This window comes from Salinigranum halophilum (genome assembly GCF_007004735.1).
GTDB lineage: Archaea > Halobacteriota > Halobacteria > Halobacteriales > Haloferacaceae > Salinigranum > Salinigranum halophilum.
Genome location: NZ_ML660182.1, coordinates 405,056 through 419,270, shown reverse-complemented (window position 1 = coordinate 419,270; position 14,215 = coordinate 405,056). Strand labels below are relative to the sequence as shown.

Annotated in this window: 16 protein-coding genes; 11 read left to right on the top strand and 5 right to left on the bottom strand. The window is 69.3% G+C overall.

Annotated elements, in window-relative coordinates; genetic code table 11:
- The first annotated feature begins 39 nt into the window (after window positions 1-39).
- Window positions 40-210 carry a hypothetical protein gene (locus E6N53_RS20895; protein WP_201740102.1) on the top strand — a complete coding sequence of 57 codons (171 nt, stop codon included), beginning with the start codon at window positions 40-42 and terminating at the stop codon, window positions 208-210.
- Between the two features lie 24 nt (window positions 211-234).
- On the opposite strand, the gene E6N53_RS02170 is transcribed toward E6N53_RS20895, so the two are convergent.
- Entirely contained in the window at window positions 235-732 is a 498-nt protein-coding gene (locus E6N53_RS02170) for a LabA-like NYN domain-containing protein (protein WP_136588805.1), read from the bottom strand.
- Window positions 733-1,285: 553 nt separating this feature from the next.
- Here E6N53_RS02170 and dapA point away from each other — a divergent pair.
- The 10 genes from dapA to psmA are packed head-to-tail and all read left to right on the top strand — an operon-like array spanning window position 1,286 to window position 9,665.
- Window positions 1,286-2,203, top strand: a complete 918-nt coding sequence (dapA, locus tag E6N53_RS02165; RefSeq protein ID WP_142856543.1) for a 4-hydroxy-tetrahydrodipicolinate synthase — start codon at window positions 1,286-1,288, stop codon at window positions 2,201-2,203.
- Window positions 2,200-2,976, top strand: coding sequence for a 4-hydroxy-tetrahydrodipicolinate reductase (gene dapB, locus E6N53_RS02160; RefSeq protein WP_142856541.1), 777 nt, complete (start codon window positions 2,200-2,202; stop codon window positions 2,974-2,976). The genes dapA and dapB overlap by 4 nt, the downstream gene beginning before the upstream one ends.
- Window positions 2,977-2,985: 9 nt before the next feature.
- A complete protein-coding gene (locus E6N53_RS02155; RefSeq protein WP_142856539.1) occupies window positions 2,986-3,828 on the top strand; it encodes a 2,3,4,5-tetrahydropyridine-2,6-dicarboxylate N-succinyltransferase in 843 nt (280 codons plus the stop codon).
- Window positions 3,825-5,093, top strand: coding sequence for a diaminopimelate decarboxylase (gene lysA, locus E6N53_RS02150; protein ID WP_142856536.1), 1,269 nt, complete (start codon window positions 3,825-3,827; stop codon window positions 5,091-5,093). Before E6N53_RS02155 ends, lysA begins: the two co-directional genes overlap by 4 nt.
- Window positions 5,090-5,953, top strand: coding sequence for a diaminopimelate epimerase (gene dapF, locus E6N53_RS02145; protein WP_142856534.1), 864 nt, complete (start codon window positions 5,090-5,092; stop codon window positions 5,951-5,953). The genes lysA and dapF overlap by 4 nt, the downstream gene beginning before the upstream one ends.
- A gap of 2 nt (window positions 5,954-5,955) precedes the next feature.
- The gene (locus E6N53_RS02140; RefSeq protein ID WP_142856532.1) at window positions 5,956-7,056 is read left to right on the top strand and encodes a M20 family metallopeptidase; all 1,101 of its coding nucleotides are present in this window, start codon (window positions 5,956-5,958) and stop codon (window positions 7,054-7,056) included.
- A 32-nt stretch (window positions 7,057-7,088) separates the two neighbouring features.
- The gene (locus tag E6N53_RS02135) at window positions 7,089-7,787 is read left to right on the top strand and encodes an RNase P subunit p30 family protein (RefSeq protein WP_142856523.1); all 699 of its coding nucleotides are present in this window, start codon (window positions 7,089-7,091) and stop codon (window positions 7,785-7,787) included.
- Window positions 7,771-8,397 carry a class I SAM-dependent methyltransferase gene (locus E6N53_RS02130; RefSeq protein WP_142856521.1) on the top strand — a complete coding sequence of 209 codons (627 nt, stop codon included), beginning with the start codon at window positions 7,771-7,773 and terminating at the stop codon, window positions 8,395-8,397. Before E6N53_RS02135 ends, E6N53_RS02130 begins: the two co-directional genes overlap by 17 nt.
- A gap of 7 nt (window positions 8,398-8,404) precedes the next feature.
- Entirely contained in the window at window positions 8,405-8,884 is a 480-nt protein-coding gene (locus tag E6N53_RS02125; RefSeq protein ID WP_136602286.1) for an Rpp14/Pop5 family protein, read from the top strand.
- 16 nt (window positions 8,885-8,900) lie between these two features.
- Complete coding sequence (psmA, locus tag E6N53_RS02120) at window positions 8,901-9,665, top strand: archaeal proteasome endopeptidase complex subunit alpha (RefSeq protein WP_142856519.1); 765 nt, start codon at window positions 8,901-8,903, stop codon at window positions 9,663-9,665.
- A gap of 104 nt (window positions 9,666-9,769) precedes the next feature.
- Here the strand turns inward: psmA and E6N53_RS02115 are convergent, their stop codons facing one another.
- The 4 genes from E6N53_RS02115 to E6N53_RS02100 form a co-directional block, all read right to left on the bottom strand.
- The gene (locus E6N53_RS02115; protein WP_136588794.1) at window positions 9,770-10,129 is read right to left on the bottom strand and encodes a helix-turn-helix transcriptional regulator; all 360 of its coding nucleotides are present in this window, start codon (window positions 10,127-10,129) and stop codon (window positions 9,770-9,772) included.
- Window positions 10,130-10,154: 25 nt separating this feature from the next.
- Window positions 10,155-10,943, bottom strand: coding sequence for an NRDE family protein (locus tag E6N53_RS02110; protein WP_142856517.1), 789 nt, complete (start codon window positions 10,941-10,943; stop codon window positions 10,155-10,157).
- A 195-nt stretch (window positions 10,944-11,138) separates the two neighbouring features.
- Window positions 11,139-13,634 carry a dihydropteroate synthase gene (gene folP / locus E6N53_RS02105; protein WP_142856515.1) on the bottom strand — a complete coding sequence of 832 codons (2,496 nt, stop codon included), beginning with the start codon at window positions 13,632-13,634 and terminating at the stop codon, window positions 11,139-11,141.
- 110 nt (window positions 13,635-13,744) lie between these two features.
- The gene (locus tag E6N53_RS02100) at window positions 13,745-14,182 is read right to left on the bottom strand and encodes a universal stress protein (RefSeq protein ID WP_136588791.1); all 438 of its coding nucleotides are present in this window, start codon (window positions 14,180-14,182) and stop codon (window positions 13,745-13,747) included.
- Window positions 14,183-14,215 lie beyond the last annotated feature (33 nt).

Genomic DNA, 14,215 nt, shown 5'->3' with positions numbered 1-14,215 from the left:
AGAGAAACTCATATATAAGCGACTTGCCGTTGAACGGACATGAACCTCAGACTCGCCCTCGCCGGCGTCTGCCTCCTGCTGGCGAGTAGCGGCCTCTTCGCCGCGGGCAACGCGCCCCAGGGCGTTCCCGTCGTCCTCGCCGCGGCCGCCGTCGTCGGTGCGACCGCCGCCGTTGCGCGCCTCGGAACCGACCGCGACGCGACCCGCTGAATCGACGTTCGTTCTCCGGCCGCCTTACAACAAGAACGTGTCCTGTCGCTCCGAGAGGTCTAAGAAGGCGTCTGTCGCCTCGACGAGCTCGTCCGCGGTGGACTCTTTGAACGCCATCACCTCCACGCGGACGCCCTCGTGGCGGAGATGCGAGCAGAGTCGCGAGAAGTCGCCGTCGCCCGTACAGAGGACGACAGTGTCGACGTGGGAGGCGAGCGTGACGGCGTCGAGACTCATCCCGACGTCCCAGTCGGCCTTCTTCGACCCATCGCCGAACGTCTTGATGTCCTTGATCTTGGTCTCGAAGCCGATGTCGACGAGCGCTTCGAAGAAGCGCTCCTCGTCGGGCGAGTCCGCGCGGATGACGTAGGAGATCGCACGCACGAGCTCACGCCCGGAGACGGCCTTCTCGAGCAACGAAGAGTAGTCGATGTTCCGCGAGTAGAGGCTGTGAGCGGAGTGGTAGAGGTTCTGTGCGTCGACCAGTACGGCAACCCGCTGGTGGGGGTGAATCTCGGTCATTGCCCAACGACGCGGGCGCACGGACTAACGATTGTCGGTCCCGGCGACGGGCCGCCGACGAGGGTGGTCCGGTCAGGCCGTCTTCAGGGTCATCCGGAAGCGCTCGGTGGGTCGACGCGGCCCCCAACCGTCCCGGCGGAGTGAGCCACGGAGACGACCGGCAAGAGCGGGAGGTCCCCGGAGGTGGAGAATCCAGGCCTCGTTCGTACGAGCGAGACCGGAACGCCACGCACTCAAGCAGTGCGCGCCGCGCTGGAGCGCGCGCGCGTGAGCGCGGGATGCGATAGAATGTGGGTCGTGTTGACGTGTGTCGACTGCGCCCGCAAGGTATAAGGGGGAAAGCTGACGTGTGTGCAAACGTGAACCGACCTGCGCACGCCGCTGCTCGCCCGTGGGGAGCGCCGCGTGGGTCGACGCCGCCGAAACCGAAAAAACGCGTTTTCTGACGCTCGTGGCGGGAGTGGCGACCCCGTTTCGGGCGACCTTCGACGGTCAGCAGTGACTGGTCCGAGAACACTCACAACCATCCACAGACGACACCCATCCACAACCAATGACAGCAATCGACGAATTCCGCGGCGTGTACCCGGCGATGTGCACGCCGTTCCACGAGGACGACAGCATCGACTTCGAGACCCTTCGCGCGGACGCCCGACGCCTCGTCGACGCCGGCGTCGACGGCGTCGTCCCGGTCGGTTCGACCGGCGAGTCGGCGACGCTCACCCACGACGAACACATCGAGGTCGTCAAGTGTGTCGTGAGCGAGGTCGGCGACGAGGTACCGGTCATCGCCGGCTCCGGCTCGAACAACACCCGCGAGGCGCTCGACCTCTCACAGCGCTCGGCAGCAGCGGGTGCCGACGCCCTGCTCCTCATCTCGCCGTACTACAATAAGCCCGAACCCGCCGGCTTCATCGAACATTACCGGACCATCGCGGACGCGGTCGACCTCCCGCAGATCGTCTACAACGTCCCCTCGCGCACGGGCCGGAACATCCTCCCCGACACGGCCGTCGAACTCGCCTCACACCCGAACATCCGGGCGTACAAGGCCGCAAGCGGCGACCTCAACCAGATATCCGAGGTCATCGAGCGCACGCGCGACGAGGACTTCCAGGTCCTCTCCGGTGACGACGGCCTCACCCTGCCCGTCGTCTCGGTCGGCGGAGCGGGAACCATCAGCGTCGTGGCCAACATCGAACCCGAGCGGACGGTCGAGATGGTCCACGCCGCGCTCGACGGCGACTACGAACGGGCGCGTGAGCTCCACCACCGCCTCGCGCCGCTCGTCCGTCAGCTGTTCGTCGAGACCAACCCCATCCCCGTGAAGGAGGCGATGGGCATCCGCGGCTACAGCGCGCCGCACCTCCGGCTGCCGCTGACCCGGCTGTCCGATGAGCACGCCACGGAACTCGGGCACATCCTCGACGACCTGGAGCGGGAACCGGTCGCCGCGGAGGCCGACCGGTGAGCGAGGTTCCTCGAATCGCGGTGACCGGGGCGACCGGTCGGATGGGGCGCGAACTGCTCGCGCTCGCGTCCGAACGGGAAGACCTCGACCTCGTGCTCGCGGTGAGCGGCTCCGCCGAAGACGAGGTCGACGGCGTTCGCGTCGCCGACGCCGAGGCGCTCCCGCGACTCCTCGTCGAGAACGAGGTCGACGCCCTCGTCGACTTCACCGCGCCAGCCGCCAGCGCCGAGTACGTCGCGGCCTGCGCCGACGCCGGCGTCGCCGCCGTCGTCGGAACCACCGGCTTCGACGTCGAACAGGAGGCGGCGCTCACCCAGGCCAGCGAGTCGGTGCCGGTCCTGAAGGCGTCGAACTTCTCGCGAGGTATCGCCGCCCTGCGGCGGGCCGTCCGGGAGGCGGTCGCGGCCCTGCCCGACTTCGACGTCGAGGTGACCGAGACACACCACAACGGCAAGCGCGACGCGCCGTCGGGGACGGCCAACACACTCCTGGAGGATATCGACGAACTCCGCGGCGACCACCCGCGCGTCCACGGCCGCGAGGGCGACCAGCCCCGCGAGGACGGCGAAATCGGCGTTCACGCCCGACGGGCCGGAGGGGTTCCGGGCGAACACGACGTGCTCCTGGGGGGCGACCACGAGTACCTCTCGCTCTCACACACCGCACTCGACCGGGGCGTCTTCGCCGACGGCGCGCTCGACGCGGCCGTGTGGCTCTCGGGACGGGGTGCGGGCTGGTACGACTTCGGAGCCGTAATCAACGATGAGGAGTGACTCACACGCATGACGCTGCAGACCGACGTCGAGGCCCTGTGGGAACAGTATCAGGCAGACGAGATCGACGCGCAGTCGACGACGGCGACGGAGTTAGCGACACTCGACGCGTTCCTCGACGCGCTGGAGGCGGGCGAGGTCCGCGCCGCGGAGAAGACCGGTGACACGGTCGAATCGTGGGAGGCGAACGCGTGGGTCAAGCAGGGTATCCTGCTGAACTTCGGGCTCCGCGAGACCCACCCGCGCGAGTACGGCGACGTCACCTACCACGACGTCCTGCCGCTCAGAGAGACGGACGACCTCGCCGAGAAGGGGACGCGCAACACCCCTGACGGGACGGCTATCCGCCGCGGTGCCTACCTGGGCGAGGACTGCATCATGATGTCGCCGTCGTTCGTCAACGTCGGCGCGTACGTCGGCGACGGCACCCTCGTGGACTCCTGTGACACCGTCGGCTCCTGCGCGCAGATCGGCGAGGGTGTCAAACTCGGCGCGAACACGCTCGTCGGTGGCGTCCTCGAGCCCGTCGAGGACGCACCCGTCGTCCTCGAAGACGGCGTCTCACTTGGGGCGGGGTGTCGCGTCACCTCCGGCTTCAGAGTCGGCGAGAACACCATCGTCGGCGAGAACACGCTGCTCACGCCGCGCATTCCCGTCTACGACCTCGTCGCGGAGGAGGTCGTCTACGGCCACCTCCCCTCGGAGCGCCGCGCGTTCACCCGGATGGTCGAGTCGTCCATCGGCGACCACGACCTCTTCGCCGGGAGCGCGTACAAACCCGCCGTGGTCGCCCTCGACATCGAGGACGACACCCGCGACGCCACGCGGCGGGAGGAGGCCCTGCGGGAATGAACGCGGGCGAGGGAGCAGAGCAGTCCGAGCACGCGGCCGAGAACCCGCCCGTCAGGCGGCTGTCGGCGTGGGACGGCGACGAACTGCGGGACCTCGCCGCCGCGTACGAGACGCCGCTGTACGTGATGGACCTCGGCCGCGTCCGGGAGAACTGCCAGCGTCTCCGGGCGGCGTTCCCCGACGCCGACGTTCGATACGCCGCGAAGGCCCACACCGGGCGGGCGGTCCTCGAAGCCGTCCGCGAGGCGGGCCTCGGTATCGAGTGTGCCTCCGCCGGCGAGGTCGAACGTGCGTTCGCTGCCGGTGCCGCGGGAAAGGAGGTGCAGTACACTGCGGTCAACCCGCCGGACAGAGACCTCGACGTCGTCGTCGACCGGTGGCTGTCGGAACCGGAACTGACCGTCACCGTCGGCGCGCGCGACACCGTCGACCGACTCCGCGAACGCGGCTTCGACGGCCGACTCTGCGTCCGCGTCAACCCCGGCGTCGGCGCGGGCCACCACGAGAAGGTGACGACAGGGGGACACGCCAAGTTCGGCGTCCCCTCCTCCGAGGCGGAAGCCGTCGTCCGCGACGCCCGCGACGACTTCGACGTCGTCGGCATCCACGCTCACGCGGGGTCGGGTATCTCGGGTGACGACCTCTCCGCACACCGCGAAGTGGTGCGGCGGATGGGCGACCTCGCCCGGGACGTCGCCGCCCACGTGGACCTGGAGTTCGTCGACGTCGGCGGCGGCTTCGGTGTCCCCTACCGCGAGGAGGAACCGCCGCTGGACCTCTCTGCCGTGGCCGAGGCGACCCGCGAGGCCCTCGGCGAGGTCGACGCCCAGCTCGCCGTCGAGCCCGGCCGGTACGTCGTCGCCGACGCGGGCGTCGTGCTCACGACCGTGAACACCGTGAAGACGTCCGCGGAGTACGAAACCGTCGTCGGTATCGACGCCGGCATGACGACCCTGCTCAGACCGGCGATGTACGACGCCTACCACGCGATTCGGAACCTGTCGGCAGGAGACGACAGGAGCGCAATACCGGTCACCGTCGCTGGACCTATATGCGAGACCAGCGACGTGCTGTGTGAGCACAGACCGCTCGCTGCACCGACACGGGGCGACGTCCTCGCCGTCGGGAACGCGGGCGCGTACGGCTACGAGATGGCATCGACGTACAACTCCCGTCCGCGGCCTGCGGAGGTCGTCCTCGACCCGGAGCCCCGTCTCGCCCGCCGACGTGAATCGCTCGCGGCGCTGACCGAGCTGGAACAATGACGCAACAACACACCATCCCCTTCGAGAAGTACCACGGGACCGGCAACGACTTCGTCGTCGTCGACGCCGACCACCCCGTTCCGAACCGACCCGCATTCGCCACCGCCCACTGCGACCGGACCACCGGCGTCACCGACGCCGACTCGGACACCGTCGGCGCCGACGGCGTGCTCTTTCTCGCGCTGGAGTCGAGCTACGACCCGCCGCGCGTCGTCATGACGCTCGTCCAGCCCGACGGCTCCGTGGCCGCCATGTGCGGGAACGGCGCGCGCTGTGCGGCCGCGTGGGCACGCAACCGAACCGGTGCCGACGTCGTGATGATAGACACCCCGGCGGGTACCCGTCGCGCCGTGCTCGACGACGACGAGGTGACCGTCGAGATGGGCGTCCCGTCGTTCGAACCGCGCGACGTCCCCCTCGCCCGGGACGACCCGCTCGTCGAGGAGGACGTCGAGGGCCTCACCGTCACCGCGGTGAACACGGGTGTCCCCCACGCCGTCGCCTTCGTCGACGACGTGGACGACGTCGACCTCGACGTCCTCGCACCCCCCATCAGACACGCCGACCTGTTCCCGCGCGGGACGAACGTCACTGTCGCCGCGCAGGCGGACGGCGGCTTCCGCCAGCGGACGTTCGAGCGCGGCGTCGAGGGCGAGACCCGCTCGTGTGGGACGGGCGCGGTCGCCGTCGTCGCCGCGGCGAAGCGTCTCGGTCTCGCCGGTGACGAGGAAGTTCGGGTGTCGCCGCCGGGCGGCGACCTGATGATTCGTGTGCCCGAGGCCGACGAGGCGACGCTCCGCGGTCCCGTCGTCCGGGACTTCGCGGGCGAACTCGAGACGGTACCGACGCCCGAACCCTGACCGTGTCGGCGACGTTCGACCCTGTCGAGTTCCTCGCGAGCGCGGTTCGAATCGACTCCACCGACGAGGACGTCGCGGAGATGCGTTCGTTCCTCGTGGAGACCCTGGAACAGGGAGGCGTCGAGGCGACTGTCGACGACGCCGGCAACACGCTCGCGTCGAGCGGTGCTTCGCCCGACGAGTGTACCCGCCACGTCGTCCTGAACACCCACATCGACACCGTCCCCCCACACGTCCCGTACGGACGTGACGGGGAGACGATACACGGCCGCGGCTCCTGTGACGCCAAAGGGCCGCTCGCGGCGCTCCTGGCCGCCTTCTTCGCCGTTGACCCCGGCGACGCCCGTGTCACTCTCGCGGTGACCCCCGACGAGGAGGTCCTGTCGACGGGCGCGGCGGCGCTCGACCTCGACGGCGACCTGTACATCGTGGGTGAACCGACCGGTCTCGACGTCTGCACCGCGGCGAAGGGTCGCTTCCAGGGGACGCTGTCGCTCTCGGGCGTCGCGGCCCACGCGGCCGAGCCCGACACCGGCGCGAACGCGGTCGCCGCGCTCGAACCGGTGCTGCGAATCGTTCGCGAGTTCGACGCCGACCGCGACCCACACCCCGAACTGGGGCCGGCGACGCTCACGCCGACGGTCGTCGAGGGGGGCGCGGCGACCAATCAGGTGCCCGCCGCGTGTTCGCTCGTTCTCGACCGGCGGAGCGTCCCGCCGGAGCGCGCGGACGGCTTCAGAAACGAACTGGAAGCGCGTGTCCGCGAAGCCGTCCCCGACGGGGTCGGCGTCGAGTTCTCTCTCACGGAGCGACCGACGCCCTTCCTCGAGGCGTTCGCGACCGACCCCGACCACGAACTGGCCCGGACGCTCGCGGCGGCAGCGAGAGACGCCGGTGGACGCGGGGCGGTCCGACCGTTCACGGCCGCGACGGAGGCGTCGTACTTCGCGCCCGCGCCGACCGTCGTCTTCGGGCCGGGCGTCCTCGCGGACGACGAGGGTGCCGTGGCGCACGCCGAGCGGGAGTACGTCTCCGTCGAGTCGGTCGAACGGGCGGCCGAGGCGCTGACCGCCGCGCTCTCGACCCTCGTCGCGGAAGCGTAAACCCGATACCGACCGGTGTCGTTCTCCGGGGCATGTACGAAGCCGTCTCCGCGACGCCCGACGGTGAGACCACCGTCGCGCGGTTCGCTCACGCTGCCGACCGCTACGGCTACGACGGCGTCGTCGTTCGCGCGACGAGCACGCCCGACGACGAGTACGACCGGATTCGGGACCGGTTCGGGGTCGACGTCGTCGACGGCGTCGAAGTCGTCGCCGACAACCCCGAGTCGGCGGCGGGAGCCGTCGGTGCACACCGGGGGTCGCGGACGCTGCTTCTCGTCCGCGGGGGGACGGACACGCTGAACCGGTTCGCGGTCGAGCAAGCGCGGGTCGACGTGCTCACCCGGCCGTTCGACGACGGTGGTGACGTGAACCACGTCCTCGTGAAGGCCGCCCGTGACAACGGTGTCCGCATCGAGTTCGACCTCGGTCCGGTGCTCCGACTCGACGGCGGACGACGGGTGCAGGCCCTCCGGAAGCTCCGGAAGCTCCGCGAACTCGTCGGCGCGTACGACGCACCGTACGTCGTCAGCGCGACGCCCCGCTCGCACCTCCAGCTGCGAGCGCCGCGCGAACTCGACGCGCTGGGGGAGACGCTCGGGTTCGAGGCCGGGGCGATGAGGGCGGGCCTGCGCGAGTGGGGTCGGCTCGCCGAGCGGAACAGGGAGCGGCTGTCCGAGTCGTTCATTGCTCCCGGTGTCGAACGTGGCAGATATGAAGAAGACGCTTGAGGAACACGCCACGCGCTTTTCGGACCTCGCGGGGGAATACGACGATACCGCCTCAGAGGAGTATCTCGCCTGCTGTGACCTCGTCGTCGACCACGCCGCGCCCGGTTCCGAAGACGTCGTCCTCGACCTAGGGACCGGAACCGGTGCCATCGCACTCGCGCTCGCTCCACGGGCGAAGCGTGTCGTCGGGCGAGACATCAGCGAGGGGATGCTCGACCGTGCGCGGCAGAAGGCCCACGAACAGGGGGCCGCAAACGTCGAGTTCGGCTACGGCGAGTTCCGCGCGCCCGAGTACGACGGGCCGGTCGACGTCGTCACCTCGAACTTCGCGCTGCACCACCTCTCTGACGCGGAGAAGCGTGAGGCGGTGGCGGTCATCGCCGCCCTCGGGCCGCGTCGGCTGGTGCTGGGCGACGTGATGTTCTTCGGCGAGGCCGACCCCGACGAGCCGTTCTACTCCCCCGAGGTCGACGACCCCGCGACGGTCGGGACGCTCGCCGACATCTTCACCGACTGCGGGTTCGCGCTGACGGCCGTCGAACGCGTCCACGACCAGGTGGGCGTCCTGGTGGGGGAACGCGCCGGCGAGTCCACGGCGGGCGCGGAGTGACGCCGCCATGAGACACCTCCCGAAACATCTCAGACCGCGGTGGCGTTATCTGGCCGTCGAACTGGAAGGGTGGCCCGACGCCTCGCTGTCCCGGGGCGCGTTCCAGCGTGAGGTGTGGTACGCGGCACAGAACCTCGTCGGCGACGTCGCGAGCGCGGACGTCGACCTCACCGTGCTCGGCTTCGAGTTCGACCGCGGGCGCGGGGAGACGCTGGTGCGCGCCCGCCGGGGCGAGGTCGGTGTCGCGCGGGCGGTGCTCGCGTGTGTCGCGTCGGTCGACGGCCACCCGCTCGGCGTCCGGGTCCGCGGCGTGTCGGGCACAGTGCGTGCCGCTGAGGAAAGGTATTTAAATCGCGGACCCGGAAATCCCGAGGAGAGAACCGTCGTGGTCGATGAAGACGCCCGGTCGGCCGTCGCCCGTCCACCCGTCGTCGACGTGGCCGGCCCGGGCGGCTTCACGGGTGCGACCGAACTCGATTTCGAGTAATCCGTAACATCACATCATGCAGGGACAAGCCCAACAGCAGGCGTACGACCGCGGAATCACGATCTTCTCACCTGACGGCCGTCTGTATCAGGTCGAGTACGCCCGTGAAGCCGTCAAGCGGGGGACAGCGAGCATCGGTATCCGGACCCCTGAAGGGGTCGTCCTCGCCGCCGACAAGCGCTCGCGCTCGCCGCTGATGGAGCCGACGAGCGTCGAGAAGATCCACAAGGCCGACGACCACATCGGAATCGCCTCGGCCGGTCACGTCGCGGACGCACGCCAGCTCATCGACTTCGCGCGCCGACAGGCACAGATCAACCAGCTCCGCTACGGCGAGCCCATCGGTATCGAGACGCTCACGAAGGAGATCACCGACCACATCCAGCAGTACACGCAGGTCGGCGGCGCCCGCCCGTTCGGCGTCGCGCTCCTCATCGCCGGCGTCGAGAACGGCACGCCCCGGCTGTACGAGACCGACCCTTCCGGGACGCCCTACGAGTGGAAGGCCGTCTCCATCGGCGCGAACCGCGGCGACCTCCAGGAGTACCTCGAGGAGTCGTACGCGGACGACCTCTCGCTCGACGACGGGGTCGAACTCGCGCTGAAGGCCATCGCCTCCACGAACGACGACGAACTCGCGCCCGAGGGCGTCGACGTCGCGAAGGTTCCCGTCGACGAGCCCATGTTCGAGGAGCTCTCGAACGACCACGTCGAGAGCCACCTCGCCGAACTCGACCTGCTCCCCAGTGAGGAGGACAAGGGCGAGGACGAGTCCGCCTGAGCCGGCGACTCGCGTCACGGGACGTGCAGAGAGAACAGAACCCGGGTCCGTTTCGGTCTTCTCACCCAGCACCGGACGTCAGAGGGACGTTCCGGAGCGGGCGCTCAGATGTCGTACTCCTCGTACGCGAGGTTCATCAGCCACTGCGAGAACGCGTCGCTGTTGGCGTTGACCTCCTCCTCGCCGATGAACGGTGAGAGCAGGTCACCCGCCATCAACAGCGAGAACTCGAGGTCGCGCGCAGCGGGTTCGAGATAGTACGTGTTGTGTCCGTCGTAGACGGTGCTCGAACGCTGGATGAGCCCGAGTCCCTCGAGCTTCTCCGCGATTCGGCTCCCCTTGCGCGAGGAGATATCCAGCGCCTTCCAGAAGTCACTCTGGTGAATCCCACCCTCGTCGCGGATGAGTTCGAGTGCCTGGCGCTCGTCGTCAGCGAGTTCCGCCTCGGCTTCGGCCGCGCTCATACAGCCAAGACGGCCCGCGGGTGGTTTAAACTTGACCTTCGTCCGCCTCGGCCGAGGTCTCCGCGTCCGTGTCGACCGGCTCGTAGGCGGTCTCACACGGCGGTCCAGGGGCGAACTGGTAGTCGACACGCCCGTCGTCGAACACCGTCACGAGCGACGACGAGCGAGTGCCGTAGCGTCCCTCGGGCCCGTCGCTGTGGACGCAGACGCCGTACTCGTGGTCTGCGAGGACGGCCGTGGCACGGTCGAGCCACGCCTCGTGTCCCTCACCGGGGTCCGGCCAGAGCGTCTCCTGGATACGGGCGGCGTTGTCGCCCTGCTCGGGACCCATCTCGGGACGACGCTCCGGTTCGAAAAACTCCCCGTCTGCGCCGACGTTGACGACGACGTGGACGCCGGGCGAGAGGTTCCGGACGCGGAGCCGTCCGTCCCACTCGACGAGCACCGCCGCGGCCTCGTCGGCGAGGACGAGGTTGAAGCCGTCGTACTGGTGTTCGCGTACCGCGCGCTCGACGAGGCGTGCCGCCTCCTCGGCCGACGTCGTGTTCAGCGCGTCGCGGACGAGCAGGCCCCGCGAGCGTTCGCCTCCCTCCTCGACGTCCACCCAGCGGTTCGTGATGCCGACGAAGACGCCGGCATCGTTCACTCCGACCCACGTGCCGCCCGCATCGAGGTCGCGCGGCGCGACGAACCCGAGCGACCCGTGGTGCCGTCCGGGCGGTTCAGAGGGGCGGTCCAGCGCCTCGTCGCGGTTCGCCGCGACGACCACCGGTGCGTCGGTGAACGCTTGCCACGCGAGGGTGAGAGTGCACACGCGGCGGAATAAGACGGCGAGAGGTATAAGCGTCCGCTCGGCGGCCGGTGGGACGCGCCACGAGGTTCAAGGACGATGCCGCGGCCACCGACGCGAGAGCCGTGACGTAGCACACGCGGACGGACAACCGCGAAACGGTGACACACTGTCCGTCCGAGCGAGCGTGTCGCCTGTCAGCCTGTTCGACCGGAGTGACTACGCTGACCAGTCGTCAGTTCCGCGCGTGGCCCGGGCGACACCGACGGCCGCGACGTTCTCGGGGACGTCGTGGACGCGGACGATGTCGGCACCGCGGTCGGCGGCGAGGGCGGTCGCCGCGACGGTCGCGGGGCCGCGCTCGTCGGCGTCGCGTCCGACGAGGCCGAACATCGACTTGTGAGAGTGGCCGACGAGGACCGGACAGCCCAGCGCGTGGAACTCGTCGACGCGGTCGATGAGTTCGAAGCTCTCCGCGGCGCGCTTGCCGAAGCCGATGCCGGGGTCGACGATGACGTTCTCTCGGGGGATGCCGGCCGCCTCGGCCCGGAGGACCGTCTCGGTGAGTTCGGCGATGACGTCGCTGACGACGTCGTCGTACTCGACGACGTTGTCGGGGTCGACCGGGGCGTCGATAGAGTGCATCACGACGACGGGGACGTCCCGCTCGGCGACGAGAAAGCGCATCTCGGGGTCGTCCAGTCCGGTCACGTCGTTGATGATGTCGGCACCCGCGTCGAGCGCCGCTTCGGCGACGGCCGCCTTCCGGGTGTCGACGGAGACGAGCGTGTCGAGTGAGGCGACCGCTTCGACGACGGGGACGATTCGGTCGATCTCCTCGGCGGCGGGGACCGGTTCGGCTCCCGGCCGGGTCGACTCGCCGCCGACGTCGACGATATCGGCACCGGCTTCGACCATCGCCGTCGCCCGTTCGACGGCGTCGTCGAGGTCGTAGTACGCGCCCCCGTCGTGGAACGAGTCGGGGGTGACGTTGAGGATACCCATGACGGCCGTCCCGTCGGACCACGGGTACGTCGTGGCCGACTCGGACGCCGTCGACGACGTGTCGAGGCCGAGTCGACGTCGGAGGCGCGCCCGAACGTCGTCGAGTCCGTACGGGACTGACGCGAGCGCGTCGACGAGCGCCGAGAACTGCGCGAGCGTCCCCATCACCACGACCGAGACGAGTTCGCCGTCGTTCTCGTGGCCGGAGACGACGCAGTTCCCGCCCACCCGAACCATCTCGCGCTGGAGCACCGCTGCCTGACGGCGGTCGACTCGCGTTTCGATCACGCGGTGGACGGCGTCCGCCCGTGCATCGTGCGCTCGCTCGTCGGGGACGGACGCGTGTGCGAACGTCGACGCCGCCTCGTCGAGGTCCCGAACGCGCTTGGGCACCACCCGTCGAGTCCACGTGGTCCGCGCCTCGCCGACACAGAAGAGCGACCCGGTGACGAGCACGCAGTCGTCGGGGTCGGCTCGACGACGAGCGGATTCGACTGCCGATGCGACGGTGTCGCCGGCAGTGACGTCGTCGACGCCGTGGGCTTCGAAGACGCGAGCGAGAATCTCGGACGTCTCCGCCCGGTCGATGTTCGGACGGCAGGTCACCACGCTGTCTGGCGACGGGAGCGCCTCCGCCATCCCCTCGTGGTCCTTGTCGTGCATCGCGGCGAACACCAGATGTAGGTGGTCGTAGTCGAACGCTTCGAGGACGGCCGCGACCTGTTCGCACGCACCTGGGTTGTGCGCGCCATCGAGCACGACGAGAGGGTCTCGAGACAGCACCTCGAATCGCCCCGGCCAGTGGGCCCCTCTGAGGCCCCGGACGACCATCGACTCGGTGAGTTCGACGCCGAACCGGGCCGCCACCTGTCGAGCCAACACGACGGCGACCCCCGCGTTCTGGGCCTGGTGTGCACCCAAGAGTGCAAGCGGCGATTCGACGTGCCAGCCGTCTCCCTCGAGCGTGACGCGTCCCTCGAGCGTCGGTCCGCCGTGACCGTGATACGTCACCCGCACGTCGGGGGTACCCGCCGACTCCTCGGCACCGGCCGCGTCGGCGTCGCCGACACGGACGACGTCCTCGACTCGGTCGTGGATGGTCGCGAGCGCGGCTCCGGTCGCGGCGGTCACGAGCGGGCCGTCCGACGGAGCGACGGCCGCTTTCGTCGCGGCGATCTCCTCGACGGTGTCCCCCAGGACGTCGGTGTGTTCCAGCGTCACGTTCGTGACGGCCGCCGCGACCGGGTCGACGACGCTCGTCGCATCGAGTTCGCCGCCCATCCCGACCTCGAGGACGGCGACGTCGGTGTCGGCGCGGCCGAACTGCCAGAGCGCGAGCGCGGTCACGGTCTCGAAGAACGTGAGTGGCTCCCCCGCGGCGGCCCGATCGACGAGATACGGCTTCGCCTGCTCGACGAACTCGCAAACGGCTCGCTTCGGTATCTGACGGCCGTCGACGGTGACGCGTTCGCGGAGGCTATCGAGATGCGGAGAAGTGTACAGGCCGACCGAGAGGTCCGACTCCCGGAGGAGGGACGCGACCATCCGGGAGGTGCTGCCCTTCCCGTTCGATCCGGCGACCTGGACGAACGCGACGTCCTCGTGCGGGTCGTCCAGGTGGTTGAGGAGGCCCCGAACCGCCTCGGTACCGGGCTTCATCCGGAAGCGGCGCAGGTCGAAGAGGAAGTTCACCGCCTCGTGATACTCCATATCTCGCCCACGCGGTGCCCCTCCGTTAATGCTTCTTCTTCGGTCGGTTCAGTCGGGCGGCGTGGACCCGCGATGTCGGGCGATGTGTCGACGGATCGAGTGAACCGGCGTCAGTCGTCGCCGATGTGGACGACGAGGACGGGCTGTGTGGCGTTCTCGACGACCCGTTCGGTCACGCTCCCCATGTTGACGAGCTTGTCACGCCCCGTCCGTCCGTGAGTCCCGATGACGATGAGGTCGATTCCCGCTTCGTCAGCGTACTTCAATATCTCGGAGTGGGGGACGCCGTCTCGGACCGCACCCACCGTCTCGACGTCCTCCCCCGCGGCTCGCGTCTCGACGGCGTCGACGGCCGATTCGGCGCTCTCGGTCAGACTCTCGAGGATGTCGTCCTGCTGGTCGCGAGCCGCAGAGAGGTAGATCCGACGGTCGACCACCGACAGCGCGTGCACGCGCGCGCCTCGCCGCGTCGCGATGTCGAGCGCGTGTGTCAGTGTGTCGTCCGTGCCACCGCTCCCGTCGGTCGGAACGAGGATGTCGTCGTACATCTCGTCCGAGACTCTCGTGCGCGGTTGTAATAA